Annotated in this window: 23 protein-coding genes; 7 read left to right on the top strand and 16 right to left on the bottom strand. The window is 72.2% G+C overall.

Going from position 1 to position 22,231, the window contains the following annotated elements; genetic code table 11:
* Window positions 1-5: 5 nt before the first annotated feature.
* On the top strand, window positions 6-737 hold the full coding sequence (gene hemQ, locus QHG49_RS08325; protein ID WP_145486584.1) for a hydrogen peroxide-dependent heme synthase: 732 nt from the start codon (window positions 6-8) through the stop codon (window positions 735-737).
* A 3-nt stretch (window positions 738-740) separates the two neighbouring features.
* On the opposite strand, the gene QHG49_RS08320 is transcribed toward hemQ, so the two are convergent.
* From QHG49_RS08320 to QHG49_RS08300, 5 genes are all read right to left on the bottom strand, one after another.
* A complete protein-coding gene (locus QHG49_RS08320) occupies window positions 741-2,375 on the bottom strand; it encodes an alpha/beta hydrolase (RefSeq protein WP_301488246.1) in 1,635 nt (544 codons plus the stop codon).
* Window positions 2,376-2,483: 108 nt separating this feature from the next.
* Window positions 2,484-3,263 (bottom strand): TIGR04222 domain-containing membrane protein, encoded by a 780-nt coding sequence (locus QHG49_RS08315; RefSeq protein WP_301488244.1) that lies wholly within the window; start codon window positions 3,261-3,263, stop codon window positions 2,484-2,486.
* Between the two features lie 97 nt (window positions 3,264-3,360).
* The gene (locus tag QHG49_RS08310) at window positions 3,361-4,641 is read right to left on the bottom strand and encodes a DUF692 domain-containing protein (protein ID WP_145486581.1); all 1,281 of its coding nucleotides are present in this window, start codon (window positions 4,639-4,641) and stop codon (window positions 3,361-3,363) included.
* A 136-nt stretch (window positions 4,642-4,777) separates the two neighbouring features.
* Window positions 4,778-6,049 carry an MFS transporter gene (locus tag QHG49_RS08305; RefSeq protein WP_301488240.1) on the bottom strand — a complete coding sequence of 424 codons (1,272 nt, stop codon included), beginning with the start codon at window positions 6,047-6,049 and terminating at the stop codon, window positions 4,778-4,780.
* Between the two features lie 71 nt (window positions 6,050-6,120).
* A complete protein-coding gene (locus QHG49_RS08300; protein ID WP_301488239.1) occupies window positions 6,121-6,570 on the bottom strand; it encodes a hypothetical protein in 450 nt (149 codons plus the stop codon).
* 334 nt (window positions 6,571-6,904) lie between these two features.
* On the opposite strand from QHG49_RS08300, the gene QHG49_RS08295 reads away from it, so the two are divergent.
* The 4 genes from QHG49_RS08295 (at window position 6,905) to QHG49_RS08280 (ending at window position 9,970) form a co-directional block, all read left to right on the top strand.
* A complete protein-coding gene (locus tag QHG49_RS08295; protein WP_301488237.1) occupies window positions 6,905-7,318 on the top strand; it encodes a hypothetical protein in 414 nt (137 codons plus the stop codon).
* 843 nt (window positions 7,319-8,161) lie between these two features.
* Window positions 8,162-8,314 (top strand): hypothetical protein, encoded by a 153-nt coding sequence (locus QHG49_RS08290; RefSeq protein ID WP_159706009.1) that lies wholly within the window; start codon window positions 8,162-8,164, stop codon window positions 8,312-8,314.
* 117 nt (window positions 8,315-8,431) lie between these two features.
* Window positions 8,432-8,671, top strand: coding sequence for a hypothetical protein (locus tag QHG49_RS08285; RefSeq protein WP_159706011.1), 240 nt, complete (start codon window positions 8,432-8,434; stop codon window positions 8,669-8,671).
* Between the two features lie 735 nt (window positions 8,672-9,406).
* On the top strand, window positions 9,407-9,970 hold the full coding sequence (locus QHG49_RS08280; RefSeq protein WP_159706013.1) for a hypothetical protein: 564 nt from the start codon (window positions 9,407-9,409) through the stop codon (window positions 9,968-9,970).
* A gap of 531 nt (window positions 9,971-10,501) precedes the next feature.
* On the opposite strand, the gene QHG49_RS08275 is transcribed toward QHG49_RS08280, so the two are convergent.
* The 8 genes from QHG49_RS08275 to QHG49_RS08240 all read right to left on the bottom strand — a co-directional run bounded on the left by QHG49_RS08275 (window position 10,502) and on the right by QHG49_RS08240 (window position 16,885).
* Window positions 10,502-10,834 carry a DUF6087 family protein gene (locus QHG49_RS08275; protein ID WP_236576505.1) on the bottom strand — a complete coding sequence of 111 codons (333 nt, stop codon included), beginning with the start codon at window positions 10,832-10,834 and terminating at the stop codon, window positions 10,502-10,504.
* Window positions 10,835-10,899: 65 nt separating this feature from the next.
* Complete coding sequence (locus QHG49_RS08270; protein ID WP_159706015.1) at window positions 10,900-12,027, bottom strand: protein-L-isoaspartate(D-aspartate) O-methyltransferase; 1,128 nt, start codon at window positions 12,025-12,027, stop codon at window positions 10,900-10,902.
* Window positions 12,027-12,992 carry an ATP-grasp ribosomal peptide maturase gene (gene tgmB, locus QHG49_RS08265; RefSeq protein WP_159706017.1) on the bottom strand — a complete coding sequence of 322 codons (966 nt, stop codon included), beginning with the start codon at window positions 12,990-12,992 and terminating at the stop codon, window positions 12,027-12,029. The genes QHG49_RS08270 and tgmB overlap by 1 nt, the downstream gene beginning before the upstream one ends.
* A complete protein-coding gene (gene tgmA / locus QHG49_RS08260; protein WP_159706019.1) occupies window positions 12,992-13,288 on the bottom strand; it encodes a putative ATP-grasp-modified RiPP in 297 nt (98 codons plus the stop codon). Before tgmA ends, tgmB begins: the two co-directional genes overlap by 1 nt.
* 687 nt (window positions 13,289-13,975) lie before the next feature.
* Complete coding sequence (locus QHG49_RS08255) at window positions 13,976-14,359, bottom strand: DUF6415 family natural product biosynthesis protein (RefSeq protein WP_159706021.1); 384 nt, start codon at window positions 14,357-14,359, stop codon at window positions 13,976-13,978.
* Window positions 14,356-14,568 (bottom strand): hypothetical protein, encoded by a 213-nt coding sequence (locus QHG49_RS08250; RefSeq protein WP_159706023.1) that lies wholly within the window; start codon window positions 14,566-14,568, stop codon window positions 14,356-14,358. The genes QHG49_RS08255 and QHG49_RS08250 overlap by 4 nt, the downstream gene beginning before the upstream one ends.
* 148 nt (window positions 14,569-14,716) lie before the next feature.
* A complete protein-coding gene (locus QHG49_RS08245; RefSeq protein ID WP_301488229.1) occupies window positions 14,717-15,901 on the bottom strand; it encodes a helix-turn-helix domain-containing protein in 1,185 nt (394 codons plus the stop codon).
* A 255-nt stretch (window positions 15,902-16,156) separates the two neighbouring features.
* Window positions 16,157-16,885: a peptidyl-tRNA hydrolase gene (locus tag QHG49_RS08240; protein ID WP_159706027.1), complete on the bottom strand. Its 729-nt coding sequence runs from the start codon at window positions 16,883-16,885 to the stop codon at window positions 16,157-16,159.
* A gap of 125 nt (window positions 16,886-17,010) precedes the next feature.
* On the opposite strand from QHG49_RS08240, the gene QHG49_RS08235 reads away from it, so the two are divergent.
* Complete coding sequence (locus QHG49_RS08235) at window positions 17,011-17,904, top strand: ATP-binding cassette domain-containing protein (RefSeq protein WP_301488225.1); 894 nt, start codon at window positions 17,011-17,013, stop codon at window positions 17,902-17,904.
* Window positions 17,901-18,572, top strand: a complete 672-nt coding sequence (locus QHG49_RS08230; RefSeq protein ID WP_145486568.1) for an ABC transporter — start codon at window positions 17,901-17,903, stop codon at window positions 18,570-18,572. The genes QHG49_RS08235 and QHG49_RS08230 overlap by 4 nt, the downstream gene beginning before the upstream one ends.
* A 42-nt stretch (window positions 18,573-18,614) precedes the next feature.
* Here the strand turns inward: QHG49_RS08230 and QHG49_RS08225 are convergent, their stop codons facing one another.
* The 3 genes from QHG49_RS08225 to QHG49_RS08215 all read right to left on the bottom strand — a co-directional run bounded on the left by QHG49_RS08225 (window position 18,615) and on the right by QHG49_RS08215 (window position 22,134).
* The gene (locus QHG49_RS08225) at window positions 18,615-19,478 is read right to left on the bottom strand and encodes a polysaccharide deacetylase family protein (protein WP_145486567.1); all 864 of its coding nucleotides are present in this window, start codon (window positions 19,476-19,478) and stop codon (window positions 18,615-18,617) included.
* 172 nt (window positions 19,479-19,650) lie between these two features.
* On the bottom strand, window positions 19,651-21,213 hold the full coding sequence (locus tag QHG49_RS08220) for an FAD-dependent oxidoreductase (RefSeq protein WP_301488222.1): 1,563 nt from the start codon (window positions 21,211-21,213) through the stop codon (window positions 19,651-19,653).
* Window positions 21,214-21,243: 30 nt separating this feature from the next.
* Window positions 21,244-22,134, bottom strand: coding sequence for a PPK2 family polyphosphate kinase (locus tag QHG49_RS08215; protein WP_370530440.1), 891 nt, complete (start codon window positions 22,132-22,134; stop codon window positions 21,244-21,246).
* Window positions 22,135-22,231 lie beyond the last annotated feature (97 nt).

Raw genomic sequence — 22,231 nt, 5'->3', positions numbered from 1 at the left:
GGACCATGAGTGACGACGCCCCCACCACCGAGTCCGGCAGGATCCCCAACAAGGGCAAGCTGGCCAAGGACCTGAACGATGTCATCCGCTACACCCTGTGGTCCGTCTTCAAGCTGAAGGACGTGCTGCCGGCCGACCGCGCGGGCTACGCCGACGAGGTCCAGGAGCTGTTCGACCAGCTCGCCGCCAAGGACGTGACGATCCGCGGCACGTACGACCTGTCCGGTCTGCGGGCGGACGCCGATGTGATGATCTGGTGGCACGCGGAGACCAGCGACCAGCTCCAGGAGGCGTACAGCCTCTTCCGCCGCACCAGGCTGGGCCGCGCGCTGGAGCCGGTGTGGTCCAACATGGCGCTGCACCGCCCGGCCGAGTTCAACCGCTCGCACATCCCGGCGTTCCTCGCCGACGAGACGCCCCGCGACTATGTGAGCGTCTACCCCTTCGTGCGCTCGTACGACTGGTACCTGCTGCCCGACGAGGACCGCCGCCGCATGCTCGCCGACCACGGCAAGATGGCCCGCGGCTTCCCGGACGTGCGCGCCAACACGGTCGCCTCGTTCTCGCTGGGCGACTACGAGTGGATCCTCGCCTTCGAGGCGAACGACCTGTCCCGCATCGTCGACCTCATGCGCCATCTGCGCGGCTCCGAGGCCCGGATGCACGTCCGCGAGGAGGTCCCGTTCTACACGGGCCGCCGCAAGGACGTGGCGGAGCTGGTGGCGGGCCTGGCGTAGGGCTCAGCCCGCCTTCCGTCCCTGGCCGGGGACGGGTTCGGCGCGGGGCGCGCAGGACGCGTTCCGCGCCGGGAGGCGGCCCGTCAGCAGGTAGTCGTCCATGTAGTCGTCGACGCACTTGTCGGGGCCGCCGCCGATGCCGTGATTGCCCGCGCCGCGCTCGGTCACCAGCAGGGAGCCGGCCAGCCGCCGGTTCATCTCCAGGGCCCCCGCGTACGGCGCGGCCGCGTCCCGCTCGGCCGCCAGGAGCAGCACCGGGGGCAGCGCGCCGGGCGCGGTGCGCACGTCCAGGGGCCGCTGCCGGGGCGCCGGCCAGTACGCGCAGGGCAGGTTCATCCACGCGTTGTCCCAGGTCTCGAAGGGCGCGACGCGGGCCAGCCGGGTGTTGTCCCGGTCCCACACCGCCCAACGCGTGGGCCAGGGGGCGTCGTTGCACTCGACGGCCGTGTACACGGCGCTGCCGTTCTCCGCCGCCGCGGCCGACCCGGGGTCCGGCGCGGCCAGTCGGACCAGCGGCTTCGGGTCGCCGCGCAGGTACGCGGAGAGGGCGGCGGCCCGGCCCGGCCAGTAGGCGTCGTAGTACCCGGCCGTCAGGAACGCGTTCTGCAACTGGCCGGGACCGACCTTCCCGCCCGCCGGCTTCCGGGCGAGCCGCGCAGCGGCGGTGTCGTAACTGCCCTGCACCTTCCGGGGCGTGTCGCCGAGCCGGTAGACGTCGTCGTGCCGGGCGATCCAGTCCCGCACGTCCGCCCAGCGCTTCTCGAACGCGGCCGACTGGTCGAGGTTGCTGCGGTACCAGACCTGCCGCGGATCCGGGTCCACCGGCGCGTCCAGCACCATCCGGCGCACCTGGGAGGGGAACATCGCCGCGTACAGCGAGCCGTAGTACGTGCCGTACGACGCGCCCATGAACGTCAGCCGGTCCTCGCCCAGCGCGGCCCGCAGGACGTCCAGGTCCCGCGCGTTGTTCAGGGAGTTGAAGAAGCGCAGCCCGGGGCCCGAACGCCGGGCGCAGCCGCGGGCGTACGCCTTCGCCTCCGCCACGCGCCGGCGTTTGTACGCCTCCGAGGGCCGTGTCGGCGCGAGCGTGGGCGCCTTGCCGAACTCCTTCGGGTCCTCGCAGGACAGCGGGGCGGAGCGGCCCACCCCGCGCGGGGCGTAGCCGACCAGGTCGTAGGCGGCGGCGATCCGTTTCCAGACGGGCAGGGTGCCGGCCAGCGCGAAGTACATGCCGGAGGCGCCGGGACCGCCGGGGTCGTAGACGAGGGCGCCCTGCCGGGGGACCTTCCGGCCGCCGTCCTCGCCGGTGGCGGGGGCGCGGCTGACGGTGAGCGCGATCCGCTTCCCGTCGGGGTGGGCGTAGTCGAGGGGGACGGAGACGGTGCCGCAGCGCAGTCCGGCGGGGGAGTGGGGGACGGCCGGCACGTCGGCGGGGTCGCAGGCGCCGTAGCGGATGCCGGTGGCGCGGGCGCGGAGGGCGGCGACGACGGTGCCCCGCAGTTCGGCGGCGCCGGAGGGGAACGGCGCGCCGGGCAGGCCCGGCGCGGCGGTACGGCTCGGCGTGGCGTCCACCGGGGCGGTGGCCAGGGCGGTCAGCACCAGGGAGACGGCGGCCGAGCAGACGGCGACGGCTTTCATTCGGCATCCCTTCGGTCACCGCTGCGGACACCAGGGATGTTTCGTGCCGCCGCCGGGGAAGGCAAGCACCGCCCGGGCGGTGTCGGCGCCAGTGCCCCGATGCGCCCCCTACTCCCGGTGCGGCGCGTCGCGGTGGGCGAAGGCCGCGCGCAGCTCCGGTTCGCCGATCGCGCGGATGCCGCGCAGTGCGACGGAGGTGAGGAACGACGGCTCGGCACCGGGGCGCCGCCGCAGCAGCGCCCCCAGCACGCGCTGCCCGGCGGGGGAGGCCCACGGCGAGTACGGGTGCACCTCGAAGCGGGCTATGGCCAGACAGCTCAGCGACAGGGTGAACGGCAGCAGGAACCACAGGCCGACCATCAGGCGCGAGGTGTCGGCCTGGACCGGCAGCAGCAGCGCGGCGACGGCGAGGACCGGCACGGCGAGCGCGGCGGCGCGGACCTGGCGCACGGCCGCGCCGATGGTGGGGCCCGCCGCGTCGGGCACGGCGAGGCCGCTGCGCACGAGACGGTCGGCGAGGCGTCGGACGGCGTCGGTGCGGGCGGCGCGGATGCGGACCGGCGCGATACGGGACTGGCCGTCGGGGCCGATCGCCCCGATGACGGACCGCTCGATCTCGTCCCGGCCGAGCGGGTCGACGACGGTGGCCCAGCCGGTGTGGGCGAGGTGCAGGCGCCGCTGGCGGGCCATCGACAGGAGCGTGACGTCGGCGACGCGCTGGGGTCCGCCGGACAGGAACGCGGCCTCGTACAGGGTCAGGTCGAGGTCTCCGGCCGCTGCTCCGGGGCCCGGGTCCAGGGCCGCGGCGCGCATCGCCGCGAGACAGAGCCGGACGCAGGCCGTAGCGGTGAACGCCCAGGCGGGGAGCAGGAGGAGGAGCCAGAACATGACGTGTTTTGTATGCCAGGGCGGCGGGTGGGCGCCAGGATTTTTCACATGCGGACGGGGTGCGGCCGGTTCGGCGCGCGCCCCCTTGAGGGGCGGTTCAGGACCGTCCCGGCAACACCCTGCGCGCCGCCCGTGCCACCCGGCCCCGGCGCACCGGTCCCTCCCGTTCCCGCCACCACCGACGCAGCTCGCGCCTCGGGAGCCCCGGCCGCTCCCCGTCCAGCAGGAACCCGGCGAAGTCCAGCGCGTCCCGCCGGTACCCCCCGCGCATCGGCCGCCGGCGCGCGTACTCCAGGAACGCCTCCCGGTACGACGCCCCGAGCAGCACCGGCAGCTCCGGCGCCACCTTCGCCACCACGTCCGCCCGCTTCGCCGCGAGCGCCCGCGCCTGTACCCCCAGCCGTACCCGGTCGAACCCCTCGGGCACGGGCGTCCGGGCCACCAGCGAGGACAGCACGGCGGCCTGCGCGACCCCGAGCCGCTGACGGGCCTCCTCGGTGCCGCCGGGGTCCTCGCCCACCGGCGAGACGGCCCGCGCCTCCACGTCCCCCCGCCGCCCGCCCTCCACCACCTTCCGGATCGCCCCCAACTCCCGCTCCAGCTCGGCCGGTTCCGGGAAGTTCTCGTCGCGCTCCAGCAGGACGCCGGGCGGGGCGACCCGGGCGGCGAGGTCGGCCAGGATGCCGAGCACCGCGTCCGGCACCGGGTGCGCGTGGCTGTCGTGCCACACGCCGTCGCGCTCGACGCCGCCCGCGACATGGACGTAGGCGATCGCCTCCAGCGGCAGCCCGTCCAGCGCCTTCGCCGGGTCCTCGCCGCGGTTGACGTGGTTGGTGTGCAGGTTGGCCACGTCGATCAGCAGCCGTACGCCGGTCCGCTCGGCCAGCTCGTACAGGAACTGCCCCTCGGTCAGCTCCTCGTCCGGCCAGGAGAACAGCGCGGCGATGTTCTCCACGGCGAGCGGCACCGGCAGCGCGTCCTGGGCGATGCGCACGTTCTCGCAGAGCACGTCGAGCGCGTCCCGGGTACGCGGCACGGGCAGCAGGTGGCCCGCCTCCAGCAGCGGCGAGGCGGTGAGCGCGCCGCCCGCCCGGACGAACGCGATGTGCTCGCTCACCAGCGGCGACCCGAGCGTCTGAGCGCGTTCGGCGAGCGCCGCGAGCCGGCCGGCGTCGGGCCGCTGCGCGCCGCCGAGCCCGAGGGAGACACCGTGCGGCACCACGGTCACCCCGCGCTCCCGCAACCGCCCCAGCGACTCGGGGAGATGGCCGGGGCAGACGTTCTCCGCCACGACCTCCACCCAGTCGATGCCGGGCATCCGCTCCACGGCCTCGGCGATCTCCGGCCGCCAGCCGATCCCGGTCCCCAGTCTCCCCATGGCCTGTCCCCCTCCTCGCCCCCCGGCGCACGCGTCGTACATGACCCCCGGAGCCCGCCCCGAACCCCCGTCCGGCCGCCTTCAGAGCAACATTTGAGGTTCGGACCGGGTCGCGGGCCGGGGTTCCGGCCGCGCGTCAGGCCGGACCGGCTTCCCGGGGGACCCGGTCGACGCGGTGCAGATCCGGGACGCAGAGGTTGAGCACGGTCGTCGCGACGATCAGCGCGGCGCAGGCCAGGAGCACCCCCTGGCTGCTCCACGCGCGCACCGCGAGGGCGGTGAGGAGATAGCCGAGGGGGATGGCGAGCCGTTCGCCGACACCGTTGAACGCGCTCATGCGGCCCTGTTCCGCCGAGGGCACATGCTGCTGGAACGCGGTGGTCCAGGCGACGACCGCGACATCGAGCCCGATCCCCGCGAGGAAGGCGGCCCCGAGCACGAACGGCAGCGCCATGCCCCAGGCCATGGCGGCCAGCGGCAACGCGAGCGAACCGCCCGCGGCGACGGCGACCGCGAGCAGCCGGTACGGCTTCCACCGCAGGCACACCACGGTGCCCGCCAGCAGCCCGCAGGAGAACGCCGCCTGGACCAGGCCCCAGTCGCGCGCCCCGGCGTACCGGCGGGCGGCGACGAGCGGGCCGAGCAGCTGGAAGCCCGCCAGCCACGCGGCGACGAGGACGGTCCCGGCGGCCGTGTAGGTCCACAGCCAGGTACGGGACCGGAACCCCGCCCACCCGGCCCGCAGATCGGCCAGGACACCGCGGGCCGCGGCGGGCGGCACGGCCAGGCGCAGGCCCAGCAGCAGGACGGCGGCGACGGCGAACGTGCAGGCGTCCCAGGCCAGCACCCAGGCCGCGCCGCTCAGCGCGACGACGAAGCCGCCGACGACCGGACCCAGCACCTTCACCGCGTTGCCCGGCAGTCGCAGCAGCGCGTTGGCCTGCTGGAGGTGCTCCCCGGGAACGATCTGCGCGACGGCACCCTGGGTGGCCGGCACGATGAACGACGCCGCCGTCCCCGACGCGAAGCCGCACACCGCGATCGACACCGTCGTCGCGTGCCCGGTGGCCACGGTGACGGCCAGCACCCCCTGCGCGCCCGCCGCCGCGAGGTTCCCCAGGAACAGGATGCGGCTGCGCGACCACCGGTCCGCGAACAGGCCGCCCATGAGCAGGAACAGGATCGTGGGCACGGTGTTCACCGCGAGCACGAGCCCCAGCGCCCCAGCCCCGCCGCCCTCCTCGATCACCGAGTAGGCGAGCGCGAGCGGCGCCATCGCGGACCCGGACGCCGAGATCACGTTCGCCGCCACGAACCGCCGGAACGCGGGGAGGCGCAGGGGCGATTCGAGGGTCTTGGGCGCCTCCGGGGGCTTCGATGCCTTCGGTGAGCCGGTGGCCGTCTCCATGATCCCCCTCGGACTTGGTGGAGCGTGCACCTTAATGCAGCCGCTGCCCCACGCGAGACCGTTCTTCGAAGCTAACGACGAGCGCACTCGGGGCAGGCCGTGCCCGCTGCGGTTCGCCGACCGGCCGACCCGGCCAAGCCCGCGGTGACGATGAACGCGGCGATCGCGGCGACGATGCCCAGCCAGGCCGGATGCACGGCGGCGGGCCAGAGGACGAGTCTGCTGATGCCGCCGCCGCTGTCGGGGTTCACAGTGGTGACCGCGGCGGCGGTCGCGGCGATCACAGAGCCGAATTCGAGGAGCGCGAGCCAGCTGAGAAACCTGGACCACCCGTGCTTCTCGACCGGCTTCATGTCCTGGCCGCAGCGCCCACAGTGGCGGCGGCAAACCACCGGTTCCGGTTCGGTGACGGCGGACGCGGCTGCCTTCGTCCTCAACGCTTTGATCGCCTCGATTTTGGCGGTGCCGGTCAGTTCCGGGTGCTCCCGCTCGATCTGGTCCCGGGCATCCCTCAACCGCATCTGTCATCACCTTCCGGCTTCAGAGATGGTCGGGCGGACCATCCCACCGGCCCGACATCCGGTCAAGGCCAAGTTCGGCAGGAGGTGCGCTCAGCGCAACGCCGGATGATCAGCCATCACCGTGCACGAACCTGGAGCGATCTCGGTCAATCCCGGTGTCGTATCAGTCAGCGAGGGACACGGCGCGCCTGTCACCGTCATCTGGAGGGCCGACACGTGAACCACCGCCCGGCTCCCAACGTCGACTGCGCTCTGCACCAGCTGAAGCGAGGGCGCGTCCCCGAACCGCCGCGTTGCCCCGTCACTAACCATCCACGAAGGACGGACACCCCCATTGGTAGACACGTCGCCCGGTGAGACGTACGCCGAGATCGCTGCCGCCACAGCCGCGCTGACCACCGTCCGCAACCAGTGGGCCCGCCACCCGCAGTGGCCCGAGCCGCTGCCCGAGAAGCGCGGCAGATGCCTCGTCTTCGATCCGGCCGCCGTGGACCGGTTCGTCACCGAGTACCTCGACCGCCAGGCCGCCGACCTGGAGCCCGTACGGCTATACACCGCCCGCGAGATCGAGCAGCTGACCGGTATCACCGCCGCCACCATCCGCGCCGACCGCTCCCGAGGACGCGAGCACCGATCACGGCTGGAGTCAGCTTGCCGCAGAGTGGTGGACCGCTCCCTGTCAGCCGGTCGCCGGGCACGTCAGCGGGTGACGGACGCACGGCTGATGAGGCCGACGGCAGATTCGTGACGAATCTGGGGGGGACCAAAGTTTCGGAAAGTTGAGCGCCGCGCGAAGTCGCAAATCTAGCCCGGTTGGGTCGGCCGCCACATTTCCCAGACACCAGATTTGTTGGAGCGCTAGGGTAGAGACATCACGCATCTATGGATGCGTTTGGGTGGGGTCGTGCGGTTCGTGGCACCACCTGATGCGGGTGACCCCTCGTGCCTTTGGCGTAGACGACGAGGGGCCACCTTTACACCAGCCAGTGACCGTGTCGCAGTGCCCAGACCAGGAGGGCGGCAAGGACGGCTGCAACCGTACTGGCCGTTACCTGGTCAAGCCAGCGCTGCGCGCGGTCACTGGTCCATCGGACGCGGAACCGCACGCGCAAGGCTCGGTAGGCATCGGCGCGCTGATCGCGCGAGTCCGCCCACCTGGGTAACAGCGCCTCAATGAGGCGCCGCAGGTTGCCTACAGGACACATGTTCACTTCCTCCCTCACGCTCCGCGAGCAGTCCGGCGCCCACGGCGCCGCCACGGGGACCGTCGCCTTGCTAACTCGTGGCGCACAAGGGGGAGATGAACCTGGTTGGAAGTATGTCCGACGGTGTCCAGTGGTGTCTCAGGATCCACAGAAGACGGGCAATCATGTGGTCGGTGCATGAGGCGTACGCTGGCGTCGAGCCCCCGGCAGAGGGCAGGCGTACCGGGCGGTCGTACACCGTCGGCGTCACGAGCGGGCCGCGCGAACCCGTGCGTCTGGGAGGGGCAGAGCCCCGGCCCGCTCGCAACTTCCCGTAATCGCAAAGCCGTTGTCGGACCCTCGTGTCATCCTTCCTTCCAACTCTGTGTGGAGGGGAGGTGAAGAACATGCCGAAGAAGCAGAAGGCGGCCGTGGCCATGATCGCGGCGCTGGCTGCGCAGGCGTACCTGAGCAAGGTTGCCAAGCAGCAGGGCGCCGCGCTCGGCCTGCCGCTCCTGGCCGTCGGCGCGATCGGCTACGTCATCAGCGCTGCTCTGTAGCCGCAGTCGGGCCCTCGCTCTGCCGGCCGAATCGGCGAAGCCAGGGCCCACCGCGCGTGCTAGGGCCAGCTTGCCATGCAGCACGAACGACACCGTGAGAACCAGCCAGGAGAACGAATGCCGCTCAATCAGGAAACCAGCAACGCCAAGGCTGGGGCGCAGGCGGCCCTCTTCAACGCCATCACCGAGGCAGTGGCCGCCCTTCAGACGAACGGTGGAAGCGCCGCACGAACCGAGGGGCTGAAGAACCTCGCCGAGGCGTACGCGTGGCTCATCTACCCGAACCAGTCCCATTGGCCGACCGCAGTCCAGGCGAGCACCTCGTCGCACTTCCGGGCGGCGAGGCGCTCACCGTGATCAGTCCTCGTCGTCGTACAGAGCAGAGAACGACCGCCGCGCCGCGCCACCCGTGTAGGTCGTCAGCTAGGCCAGTCCTCGGCGGTTAGAGGTCGCGGATCCCGAAGCCTTTGTACGAACTGGTCGATGAAGCCGTGGCCACCGGCGAGCGCGGCCTTGGACGGGCACGGGCCCATGCCGAGCATGCGGCGGATCAGGCGATGCATGCGGCCAGCGTGCCACTGCACATGGCCAAGCCCTCGTCGGTGACGGGAGCCTGGCCGTGCGCGGGCACCACCCCGCGCTGCTGCGCCGGACCCGCCAAGACACAGCGCCAGCACGGCGAACCTACCGATGCCCGGCCCCAACGACTCTCCAGGACTACGGACTCCGGCCATCCTGCGGACCGTGGCCGCACACTGGACGCGGGACCAGCGCGAACACCACCGGACGTGACTGCCGGCCCCTCGTCACCACCCTTCAAGCCGCATGCTCGCTCGGCATGCAGCCCAAGACGTTCCGTGACTGGGCGCGCCGCGGCGCCCTGCACCCGGCCGGATCACGGCCTAACCCCAACCGCGGCCAGGCCCTTGCCCTGTGGGACTTGGCCGACATCGCTGACACTCCTTGCTCCGCCTGACCCAATGTGTGGCCAGCTGCAAGGTCACGAGTGGGGCAATGCCCGTTGAAGCTGCATCGAACCCGTGTTAACTGCCATGACAGTCAACCATTTTGGGAACCGAGAGGAATCGCTGCATGGACGAGAGACCGGAGATCGCTCCCGAGTTGCCGCCGATGCCGACCGCTCCGCCAGCGCCACCCAGGTCCACGCGCAGACGCGCCGTGCTCTGGATGGTGATCGCGGCTGTGCTCATCGCGGGCATCTCATCTGGAGTCACCGTAATGATCATCTCCGGCTCTGACAGCTCGGCTCCGGTCTCCAAGCCCAAGACGGTCGCCTCTGCATCTGCGGCACCTGCTGAGGACGACGCCAAGGCCACCGAGGCGAGCTACAACGACAGTCCAGTGCCGGACGACTTCGCCTTGACCTTGAAGACCACTGAGCGCCAGTGCTTCGGCAGTGCCGGATGCAACGTCACTGTCGAGCCGAACCTGACGTACGCCGGCGTCACGCCGCTCGACCCGGACAAGTCCTATTCGATCACGTATGAAGTTCATGGTGATACCAGCGGCCCCGTCATCCAGACCATGGAACTGAGTGATCAGGACCAGCTCTCCTACACGCCGGTCTCGATTTCCACCGCGAGCCGTTCAGCGAAGGTGAGCGCCAAGATCACGGATGTCACGGTCTCGTCGTAGAGCAGCGACCACAAGGTTGCTCTGCGCCTTCGGAGATCAGCCGAGCTGAACAGCCCATGCTTGACAGAAGATCGCTGCGCGCTGATTGTGTGAGACGTTGGCAGCGCAGTCGAGTGGTCTCCCGCCGAACACTGCCATCCCCCACCACCACGAGCCCGGCCTGTGCGCCGGGCTCCGGCATGTCCAGGGTGGTGATGGCCGTGGACCAAGGCGCGTTGGCCAAGGTACTGGTGAGCACCGAGCTGGCCGACGAATTCGAGGCCCACGCCCACTTCCTGGCCTCCTCCAAGCGCCCGCCGACGACCCGGGCGCGCTGGTCTGCAGAAGGGACAGCACCCCCAGCCGACCGACCACGACACGCCCACCAGCGCGCTGCGGTCCCTCGGACTCGACCCGCAACGCTGACAGCACTGAAAGCGAAGCCCCCGCCGCATCCCTACGGCGGGGGCTCTTCGGCATGCCCGCGGACGAGCAACGTGGAAGGCCCTGCTCGCCCGCCTCGGGGGCAACGGCCGGGCAGGGCCAGCTTGGTCATTGCCTTGGTGTAGCAGGACGGTAGAAGGGCTGGGTAGGGCGCCAGGGTTCGGGCATGGGCGGCAGCTTGCCTAACGCCGGCAGAGGGACGCGCTCGGCACGGGCGTTCGCGTCCCTCCCGGCCTCGGCGGCCGCAGCGCCCCGGTCATCGGCGACGCCGGTGGGTGTCCACTGGCACCCGTCCCACTCCTGGATGAACCGCGGAGTGTCCGGGTCTACGTGCGCGCCCTGTTCCGGCCGGTCGCCGAGCGGGGTGGCCCGCCGCTCCCCGCGTGCCGGGCGGCGCAGCTCGCGGCGCTCTGCCCATTCCGCAAGGGGCTCGTCGTCCATCGGTCCCTCCCTCGTTGGCCGTCTTCAGTGTGCCGCGCATCCACGGGCCGGGCACCCCGAGCCGGTCAGAGCGTGGCCGTCCAGCCGCCCCGCGACAGCGTCGTCACACCGTCAGGGCTGATGGTGACCTGTGCCCCGTACACGGGAAGCTCGCCGTGCTCCAGCCACCGCCAGCGGATTTCGTCCAGCAGGTCGTAAAGGCGGCGCGGGCCGCCCTGGTGGACGGTCGCGGTGCGCTCGCCCGGCGCGGTCCGGGCCCGCGCCCATGACCCGTCAGAGTGCAGCATCCACGTCAAGCGGCCCCCACGGTCATCGGTGCCGGTGCGGTGCTCGATCCCCGGCGCCATCAGCGACAGCATCGACCACAGGTCCCACGCCTGCATCACGTCCAGCACCGGGAACGGTGACAAGGTCACCTCGCCGTCCTCCCCGCTGGCGGCGAACAGTTCATCGAGGCGGGGCGGGTAGTCGGCGTCCGCCCGGGTGGCCATGAAGGAGGCCCGGTCCCACTCGACCCGGCCGATCGCGCCGCCGTCGGGCCCCTTATCGGCCGTGACGATCAGTCCGGTGCCCGCGATCGTCGTCACCAGGCGCCCGTGCGGAGCGAGACCGCGCAGCCACGAGGCGGGAATTCGGGGTACGGACACCATGGACACGATCCGGTCGAAGACGCCAGGCAGGTCGGCGGTGGCGTCGGCGGCGACGACGTCCGGGCGGTAGCCGATACGCTCCAGCCGCTCGGCAGCCGCCTCCGAGAGATACGCATCGACGTCGAGTGTCGTCACCATCTCGGCGCCGAGCCGGTGGCAGGCCAGAGCGGCGCTGTATCCGGAGCCGGTGGCCACGTCCAGCAGGTGCGCGCCCGGGGCGAGGCGGCCGTGCCGGAGCATTGTGAGGACCAGGCTCGGGTGCGTGGAGGACGAGGTGGGCAGTCCGGTGTACGTCTGGCCGGGCTCGGCCAGGTCGGCGTGCACCGGCCCGATCCGCGTGACCAGCGTCGTGTCCGAGTAGGCAGCGCGAGCCCACGTCTCCTTGTCGGCGGGACCGTCGACCATCTTCCAGCCGCCCCCGCCGGGCGTGAACCAGCGCCCCACCAGCTGGTGCCGGGGTGTAGCGCTGACCGGGCCCCACCAGGCCGAGCCCGGATACGTGACCTCGGCCGCGAGGGCGGCTGCATATGGTTTCCAGTCCATCAGCTGACTCCTTGCAGTTCATCGGCGATCGCCTCGGCGATCGGCAGGCCGGTCGCCGAGGCGATCCAGTCCCACTGCCCGCACGGGTTGACCTCCAGGAACGTCCACTGCCCATCGGGTCCCACGATGAAGTCAGCTGCACCGTAACGCAGTTGTAGCCGGTCCATCAGGGTAAGCATCCCAGTCGCCACCACCCCTGGCACTGCGCTGGTCGTGTAGGTGAGAGATCCGTAGTCGCTGCGCCAGTCCTCGTGCCCGGCGTCGCTGTCGGCGTGGATGGCCGCGGCGAACATCTGCCTGCCGACGACGGTCAGGCGCACCTCATACGCCTTGTCCACCCACGCCTGGAACAGGTGCGCGGTTGTGCTGACCCCGCGCAGGTCGAGCAGGTCGTCCGGGCTCAGCCGCTTGGTGTAGACGGACTTCAGGCGACCGTCCTCGATGAGTACGGGCGAGGACACCGGTTTGCACACCACTGGTCCGCCAGCCTCGATGGCGAACTTCTGCACATCGCCTGGCCGGTTGGTGATCAGCGTGGCTGGAATCCGAAGCCCACACGCGCGAGCGGCGGCAAGCTGCACGGGCTTGTACTCGGCGCGCGCCATCGCCGTGGGATGGTTCACCCATCGACAGTCCAGTGCGGACAGGACACCGCCGAGGCCGGCGCGGGCCTGGGCGGCGGCGAACCGCGCCTCCGGGCCGGACATCCCCGTGGGGAACCGGAACGCCCCGGGGGCGCGGTAGTACACCGCGCCGACCCGGGACAGCTCCACCGTCCGGTACTCGGTGGCGAGTTCGCCCGTCCACGCCTGCTCCTGGTCGATCCGGCCGGCCAGGCCGAGTTGCTGCGGGAAGTCCGCGGTATCCATGCGGAACACGTCTACGCTGCGACTCTCCAGCTCGACCACGATCCGGTCCGTAGGCCAGTCATCGCGAGCTGCGACGATCAGAACGGGCGCGGACATCAGTCCTTCGGCCCCTCGTCCAGCGGAGGCGGGTTCGAGACCGAGCCGTCCGGCACCGTCGGCGAGTGCGTGTTGGCCATACAGGTCAGCAGGCCACCGTCGTAGGAGATGCTGACCTGCCGTCCCCGGTCGTACTCGTGAGCCGGGAGGGGGATGGCCGCAGTGGAGTCGGGGATGCGGGCACCCCGCAGCACCCACGGCCGGGTATCCGGGCCGGACGGCATCTCCTTGCTGTAGGGGGTCGTGCTCCCAAGCGGGGTGAGCGGAAACGCTTCGTGGTCGAGCGCTGTTGTCATGTGCCTCTCCTGTCAATGACGGCGCGGCGGATGCCGAGCCTGATCTGTGTGGGCTCCGCACCGATACCCGGCGTGGGTGATGGTGCAGAGACCCGGCATGGGGCGTTGCTTGCCGTGGAAGAACAAGAAGCCATGCTCCCCGCGCCGGGCGCTAAGGCCGGTGTGAGGTGACGCCCTCACACGGGGAGCGGTCTGTCTAAGTGCCTGGACCCAGTCGGCGTTCGGCCGTTCGTCAGGTGGATCGCCCCGGCTGGTACAGAGCGCGTCTACAGCAGCTGGGCCACGAGGGCACTTCGCCCGGGTGCTCTGTGGCGATGTGTCGCGCGAGGTTGATCTGCTCGGCGGAGCAGCCGGCGTCCGCCCAGATCTTCTCGGCCAGGAGGACCAGCAGCCGGTGCAGGTGAACATGAAGGGCGCAGGCACCGGTAAGGCGTTGTCCTCGGATTCCATCGTTCTCCTTCGTGGCGCTCACCCCGCCCGGGTCTTCCGGATTCCGGGCGGGGTGGCGGTCCCGCCGCGCTCGTGGCGGAAGGCGAGCCAGCTGCCTTCCAGCGGCGGGACTGGTGGGTGCGGCCCTGACCCGAGACGGCCGCCATGGGAGTGCTCCAGTGCGAGGCCCTCGTAAGCACAGGACGAGGGCAGAGGCGGTCACAGCGGCTACATCCAGGAGCAGGCCGGCGATCGTCCTCACTGTGACGACGGCGTCCCGGCGTCTTCGAAGTGGTCGAGGAGCGCCCGCAGGACACGGGCCAGGCGACGGGCGTACTCCACCTCGCCGTCGGGGCCGCGGGCCGGGCATGCCTGGAGCTTGCCGCGGGCCTCGCCGACGCACGCGCTCACGCAGTACCGGCCGGAGCTCTCCCTCGGCAGCTGGCCGAGCTTCTTCTCCACCTCGGGGATCAACTGAACCAGATGGTCGCGCAGCATGAAGATGAGGGAGCCGCGCTTCTCGGGTGCCAGGGGCGGCGCGTCGGTCTCGCCCCCGGGCTCGAGTGCCAGGAACACGTTCTGGCGCATGGTGGCGGTGTCCACCTGCTCCGTGCTCGCAGCCTGCTTCGCGGTGGCGTTCATCGGGTCACCGGCCGACCGAGGCGGCGGAGCGGGCACTGGCACGCGGGGTAGGAGTCGCGCTGGGGCAGCGGCGGCAGTTTGCCGTCGATGGCCACGGTGACCGTGCCGCGGTCCTGGGTGATCATGCCGTAGCGGTCCACGGTGTACACCCGCATCGTCATCCGGCCACCCCGTGCGTTCGTCGACGTCTGGGCGGTAGCGTTTGTCATGTCGACGCTCCCTGTTGGGTTCGAGCGCTGGCCATGCCCCCGGGCCGTTGACGCGGTCGCGGGGGTTCGTCTGTAAGCAGGATGCCGACATGAAAAGGCCCTAACTATCAGACATCACTGATAGCTAGGGCCAACGGTTATCGAGGCGTCACATACCCAGCCAGGAACCGTAATTGGTGAAGGAGTCAGGCATTCGACGCCTCGCCGCGTCCAGTCCGGCATAGGTCTCACGGACGGTCGGGTGATAGCGAGTCTGCTGGGGAGCCAGCTTGCGTGCCTTGAGCAGGTTCTTGAAGGCTGCCTCGGTCTGGCCCGTCCACATCTGGGCCCGCGCAACCTCCGCATGATGGTGGGCGAGCCGGGACGGCGGCCACCCGTCCGCGATCACCATGTCCTCTGCCTGGCGTACGGCCTCGGGGTACAGGTCCAACTCCGCCAGGACACTCACTCGATGCGCGCCGACGTTCGTGGGCCCGAAGGACAGCCAATGCACTTTCTCGGCCGGCCCGGTGCGCTTCGCGATGCGGGCCGCCTCGGCGAGGTGTCCCTCAGCGGTGTCCGTGTCCTTCTCCCGGCCGGCGAGTACGGCAGCGCCCAGGTGCAGCTGCCCGGTGACGACGTCCAGGACGTGCCCAGGCTCGGCCTGTTCCAGGGTGGACATGCCGAGGCGGACCAGCCGCTTGCCCGTCTTGTAGTCGCTCGCCCGCAGGTAGGCCAGGGCGCGGAGGTACTGGCGCATGCCGCTCAGCACCGGATCAGAGGCGCGCTGCGCCGCCCAGTCCATGCGGTCCAGAGCGACCGTGCACAAGTCGGGGAAGCCGAGCTTGGTCGTGACGTCGTACGCGGTCCGGTAGGTGGTGGCCAGCAGTTGCCAGCTGCGCGCAGTTCCGCTGATGTGAGCCGTCGTCGTCGCCTCGTGGATCAGCGCTGGCAGCTCCGTCGCGACCTGCTTGATGTTCGTGGCGCGCACCTGGGCGCACAGCTGATCGGCGTGCTCCTGCAGCACTGGTAGCGCGCGCGGACTGACGTCCGGGTCGGGACCGAGGTCGTAGATGTTCAGCGCCTCGCGGATCGGGTTGATGAGGCCATCCAGCTGGTCCTGTCGCAGCTCGTCAACATACGGCTGGCCGTTGAGATCCGAGACCTGGACAGACAGGGCGCGGGCCAGCGCGCCTACCACCGAGGGGCTGGGCGGCATGGCGCCCTGCTCGACCTTGGTGATCGTGCTGTAGGAGACGTGGGAGAGATCGGCCAGTTCACGCTGGGTCAGGCGACGGGCTTTACGCGCGTGCGCGATGCGTGTGCCCGTGTGTTCTACAGAGGGCGGGGGCATACTGGACTCCGTTCTGAACTCGACACTCAGAACGGTACTCCTTGAGGCAACGGGCGTACCTGGTACGGGCCTTACGGTCGTTCGACCGTAAGGCCCCGTTCTGTTCGTGTGGGCGGATCGCGGCGTAGTCAGGACTTCATCGGAATATCGCCTGTCGCATCGGCTCCCCAGTTCCGCGGCGTCCCGAGGCTTCCCGGACGACGTACGCCCATCGCGCTGGCGCACGTTGGCACTGAACCGGGGGCGAATGGCTGGTCAGGGTCGTCGCAAGCGTCCCAGCGGTGCGAAATGTTCGCCGCCCTCCACTGCAACAGTCAGCCCGGGGGCGATCTCGGTGAAACCGGCATCGCGGACCAACGGCAGCCCGCTGTGGGTGAGCCGGGTCCAGTCGGCGGGGGTGGCGGTGCGGACGGAGAGGGGGTAGTCGGCGGCGCGCCAGGCGGTGCGGGCGGGGGCGGGCAGGGCCCACCAGGCGAGTTGGGCGGCGTGGCCGGTCTGGGCCATGGCCTTGCCGGCGGACATGTCGAGATCCGGGTTGAGCCACAGGACGGGTGCGGTGCGGTCGGGGTCCGACGGGGGCTCGGGGTCGTCCAGTTCGGTGCCGGAGACCTGGAGCTTGGCCAGGTCCTTGGGCCAGCCGTCCAGGGGGATCGGCGGGAAGACCCGTACCTCCGCGCTCCCGCCGGTCACCGTGATCCCGGGCAGCGTCCCGGCGCGCCGCCACTCCGCGCCCCGGGCCCGCCGGACCACCTTGCGGATCCGGGCGTCCTCCCAGTTCCGTACGGCCTCGGCCCACTCGCCGTCGCCGAGGGCCCGTTCGTCGCCGAGCAGCGTCAGGACCGCCCGCGCGGACGTCTCCAGGGCGTCGGTGCGGGCGGGCGGCGTATCGCGTTCGAGGCGGACGACGAGGGGCAGCACGTACTGCGGGGCCTCGTCGCGCGGGGACGGAAGGGGGGTCTCGGCGGGGATCGGAACATCGCTCACGGGGGGCCACCCTACGAAGCCGGGCGCACACCGAGCAACGCGCGCCCACCGGGGCGGGACCCGCGCGCGTCCCCCGTCGCGAGGACCGTCCACGCCCCGCGGGCCACCTGAAGAAGAATGACCCCATGCACCGTGACCTGCGACTGACCGCCGTGGGCCGCCGCTACGGCGTCCGCGGCCCCTGGGTGTTACGAGGCGTCGACCTCACCGTCGCCCCCGGCACCCTGACCCGGATAGAGGGGGCGAACGGCACCGGGAAGTCGACCCTGCTGCGGCTGATCGCCCGGCTCGACGCGCCCACCGAGGGCCGGATCACCGGCCGCCCCCGCACGGCCTACGTGCCGGAGCGGTTCCCCTCCGCGCTGCCCTTCACGGCCGCCGGCTACCTGACCCGGCTCGGCACCGTCCACGGCCTGTCCCGCGCCTCCGCCGCCCGTGCCGCCGGGGCCTGGCTGGAGCGGTTCGGGGCGGCCGCGTACGCCGGGACGCCGATGGCGCGGCTCTCCAAGGGCAGCAGCCAGAAGATCGCCGTCGCGCAGGCGCTGCTCGCCGATCCCGAACTGCTGGTCCTGGACGAGGCGTGGACCGGGCTCGACGCGGACGCGCGGGACGAACTGGAGCGGGCGGTGGCCGAGCGGACCGCCGCGGGCGGCGCCGTCGTCTTCGTGGACCACGACCCGCGACGCCTCGCGGGGGCGCCGGACGCGACGTACACCGTGGCCGGCGGGGGGATCGAGGCCCGTACGGGCGGCGGCGGTCCGGCCGCCGGGCCGCTCGCCGCCGTCGTCGTACAGGGCGCCGGACCGCTGCCGCCCGACGCGGCACGGCTCGCCGCCACCGCCGGGGAGACCGGCCCCGGCCGCCACCGGCTGACCGTCCCCGTCTCCCACTCCGACGTCCTGCTGCGCGCCCTGCTCGCGGCCCGCCCGCCCTGGCATGTCGTCAGCGTCGCACCACCCCTCGCCGCCGAGCCCCCGCTCGCCGCCGAGCCACCCCTCGATCCCGGGAGCCGGGCATGAGCGCACTCCTGCGTTACCACGTCGAACTGCTGCTGCGCTCGCAGCGCTGGCTGGCCCCGGTGATCCTGTACGCCGCGTTCCTCGGGGTCGGGGTGCAGGGCGGGCAGCCGGTGCTGGACTCGCTCGGGTACGCGGCCGCCGGGCTGCTGCCGGTGGCGGCCTGGCTGGTGCGGATCTGCGTCACCGGGGAGCCGCCCGCCGCCCGCGCCGTCGTGGCCGCGCCGCACGGACCCGCGCGGGCGCACCTCGCCTGTCTGCTGACGGCGCTGCTCGCGGCGGCCGTCCTCGGTACGGCGGCGACGCTCGTCGTCACCCTGATCAGCGACCCGGCGAGCAACGGCGCCCAGTTCAAGGTGGACCGGCTGGGCGCCGGCGCGGCCGGTCTCGCGGCGGCGTACGCCTGCGCGCTGCTCGGCGCGGCTGTCGGCGCGCTGACCCACTGGCCGCTGCTGCGCTCCGCCGGCCGCGCGGTGCCCGCGATGCTGCTGGGCGCGCTGCTGGCGACGGTGCTCGCGGGTTCCCCGGCGCAGGCCGCGGTCAGCGGCCTGGTCACCGGTTCGCGGTCCGGCCGGGTGCCGGTGCCGCTGCTGCCGCTGGCCGGGGCGGCCCTGCTGGCGGCAGCGGCCTTCGCCGCGGCCTGCGCGCTCACCGCCCGCAGAACGCCCTGACCGGCCGCGGAACGCCATCACCGCTCGCGCAACGCCCTGACCTCAGCGGTGGCCCTGGGTCGCGGCGATCATCTGGGAGACCTTCACGAACGTGTAGCCGCGCTTGCGCAGCTCCGGTACGACGGTGCGGACGACCTGCTCGGTGGTCGGCGCGGCGCTGCGGGTGCAGTGCATGACGACCACCGAGCCGGGCCGCACCCCGTCCAGCACCTGCTTGGCCACCGCGTCGGCGTCCGTGGCGAACGCGTCCCCGCTCACCACGTCCCACTGGATCGCGGTCACCCCGAGCCCGCTGAACGCGCGCAGCGTCTGCTGGTCGTAACAGCCGCCGGGGAAGCGGAGGTAGGGCAGCGCGTTGCGCAGGCCCGCCTTGCGGAAGGCGGTGTACGCCCGCGTGACGTCCGCGCGGCCGTGCTCCGCGTCCATGGTCGGCAGGCCGTAGCAGCTCGGGGTGAACGCGTAGTGGCTGTAGGAGTGGTTGGCGACCTCGAACTGCGGGTCGGCCCCGAGACTGCGGGCCTCGTCCGGGTACTCCTCGGCCCACCGGCCGGTCATGAAGATCGTCGCGGGCACCTTCAGCGTGCGCAGGGCGCCGATCAGACCGGGGTTGTCGAAGTGCTCCCCGGACGCGGCCCGGGGCCCCTCGTCGGCGGTCATGTCGGCGTCGAAGGTGAACGCCACGATCTTGCCCTTGTCGCGCGGGCCGTGTTCGAAGACCGGGGTGAGGCCGCCGGGGCCCGGGGCGAGCACGGGCGGGCGGGTGGCGGACGGGGAGGCGGAGACGGGGGACTTGACCGGGGCCGGGCGGGTGCTGCCCGTGGGGCCCGCGGTTCCGCAGGCGGCGAGAGCCGCGCCCAGGGCACAGACGGCGGTGACGGCGGAAATTCGACGCGCTAGTGGGATCACCGTACGAACGTAAGACTTATTGACCGTTTGTATGGCGATATGTTCCGTGGCGCGGCGGTACGGTCACCCGCGCGGCGGTCGGTTCAGGGACGGTCGGCTCGGGGGTGTGCGGCTCGGGGGTGTGCAGCTCGGGGGTGTGCGGCTCGGGGACGCGCGGGGTCGCGGCGGGGCGTCACTCGGTGTCCCGCTCCGGATCGTCCGCCGCCACGCCCGGGGCCGATTCGAGGTCCCGCTGCTCCAACGGCCGTACCGCGGGCCCCTGGAGCACCCGCCCGTCCACGTCGAAGCGGGAGCCGTGGCAGGGGCATTCCCAGGCGCGTTCGGCGCGGTTGAAGGCGACCAGGCAGCCCAGATGGGTGCAGCGGGCCGAGACGGCGTGCAGCGCGCCCGCGTCGTCGCGGTGCACGGCGAGCCGCTGCTCCCCGGCCCGCACCAGCGCGCCGTCGCCCGGCGCCAGGTCGTCGAGGTCGACCGACGGTTTCATCCGGTCGCCGACGAAGTGCCGGGCCACCTCGGCCTGCGTCTTCAGCAGCGCGGGCGCCTCGCGCACCACCGACTTCAGGCGCCGGGGGTCGTACAGCTCCCGCCAGGGGCTGTCCCGGCCGGTGATCAGCGCGGCCAGCAGCAGCCCCGCCATGATGCCGCCGCTCAGGCCCCAGCCGCCGAAGCCCGTGGCCACATAGGTGTGCCGGGCGCCCGGATGCAGCGGGCCGACCAGCGGCACGGTGTCGGTGGCGTCGTTGTCCTGGGTCGCCCAGGCGTGGTCGAGGCGCACCCCGGGGAAGTGCCGCTCGGCCCACGTGGCCAGCCCGTCGAGAGCGGCGCCGGGATCGCCGGTGCCCGGCGTGAAGTGCTCCCCGGTGACCACGAGCAGCCGCCCGCCGCCGTACGGCGCGGTGCGCACCGAACGGGTGTTCTCCTCGGGTGTGATGTACATGCCCCCGGGATCGGGCCCGTCGCCCAGCGGCCCGGCGACGACCAGTTCGCGGCGCGGGTGCAGCCGGGCGAACAGCAGGGCGCGGTCGAAGATCGGGTAGTGCGTGGCGACGACGACGTCCCGGGCGGTGACGGTACGGCCCGACTCCGTCGTCAGCCTGCACGGTTTCGAGCCGCCGCCCTCGTCCAGGCCGACGACCCGGGTCCCCTCGTACACCCGGCCGCCGCGCGCGATCAGGTCCGCGGTGAGCGCCCGCAGGTACTTCACCGGGTGGAACTGCGCCTGCCCGGCCACCCGCACCGCGCCCGCCACCGGGAACGGCAGCCCGGTCTCCGTGGTGAACGACGCGTCCAGGCCCGCCTCCCGCGCGGCCCGCGCCTCCGCCCGCACCTCGTCCACCCGCTCCGGGTCCCGGACGTAGGTGTACGCGTCCCGGTCCTCCCACTCGCAGTCGGTGCCCCACTCGGCCACCAGGTCCGCCGCGTGCGCGATCGCCTCCGACTGCGAACGGGCGTACAGCCGCGCCCCCTCGGGCCCGCGGGTGTGCCGCAGCCGGTCGTAGATCAGGGTGTGCTGGGCGGTCAGCTTGGCCGTGGTGTACCCGGTGACCCCGGCCGCCACCCGCGCGGCCTCCAGTACGACGACCCGCAGCCCGGCCCTGGCCAGCTCGTACGCGGTGCTCAGGCCGGCCATCCCGGCGCCGATCACGGCCGCGTCGGCCTCGATGTCCTCGGCGGGGACGGGATGGGCGGGACCGGGTGCGGTGTCCAGCCAGTACGACTCGGTGATCTCGCGCATGGCCGCCGGGTACCCCCGGCCGGGGGCGGCTCACGTCTCCTTCAGCAGCCGCTCCCGGCACTCGGCCAGATCGAGCGGCGACTGCGGGTACCTGGGGTCCAGCTCCCGCAGATGTTCGAGGAGCAGCCGGCCGACGGCCCAGTTCCGGTACCACTTGTGATCGGCGGGGATCACGTACCAGGGCGGGGCGGCGCAGTGTTCGAGGGCCCGCTCGTACGCCTCCTGGTAGGCCGGCCACAGGGCGCGCTCGTCGATGTCGGAGGGGGCGAACTTCCAGCGCTTGTCCGGGCGGTCCAGACGGCGCAGCAGCCGGCGGCGCTGCTCCTCGTAGGACAGGTGGAGGAAGCACTTGACCACGGTCACGCCGTCCTCGGCGAGGGCGCGCTCGAAGTCGTTGATCCGGCCGTAGCGGCTGCCGATCTCGGCGGGCGGCACCAGGTGCCGGACACGGGCGACCAGGACGTCCTCGTAGTGCGAGCGGTCGAAGATGCCGATCTCACCGGGCTGGGGGAGCGCGTGGCGCACCCGCCACAGGAAGTCGTGCCGCAGCTCCTCGGCGGTGGGCGCCTTGAAGGCCCGGATACGGCAGCCCGAGGGGTTGAGGTGGCCGATCACATGCTTGACCGTGCCGCCCTTGCCGCTGGTGTCCATCCCCTGGAGCACCAGCAGCACCCGGCGCCGGTCGCCCGCGGTGCCCGCCGCCCACAGCCGCTCCTGGAGCCCGGCCAGTTCCTCGCCCCTGCGCGCGGCGTCGGTGAGCGAGGCGTGTTTGCCGCCGGGGGCGCCGGGTGTGGCCGTCGGGTCGTGCGCGGTCAGGTCGACGGCCTTGCCCGGGTCGAGGCGCAGCAGCCGTCGCAGATCTCGTTTCGCCACGGGCGTCCCTTCCGGTTCGGAGTCCTTCGATGGTGCGCCGCCCGGCATCCGACACGCCAGCCCGGACCTCTCGGCGATGCCGCGGGTACAGGCGGTCAGGGCGCGCCGCGGGCCATCGGGGGAGGCGCCGGGGGAGAGGGGCGGG

It is taken from the genome of Streptomyces sp. WP-1 (assembly GCF_030450125.1).
GTDB classification, from domain to species: Bacteria; Actinomycetota; Actinomycetes; order Streptomycetales; family Streptomycetaceae; genus Streptomyces; species Streptomyces incarnatus.
The sequence above is the reverse complement of the archived record's forward strand: the minus strand, read 5'-3'. Positions and strand labels throughout refer to the sequence as shown.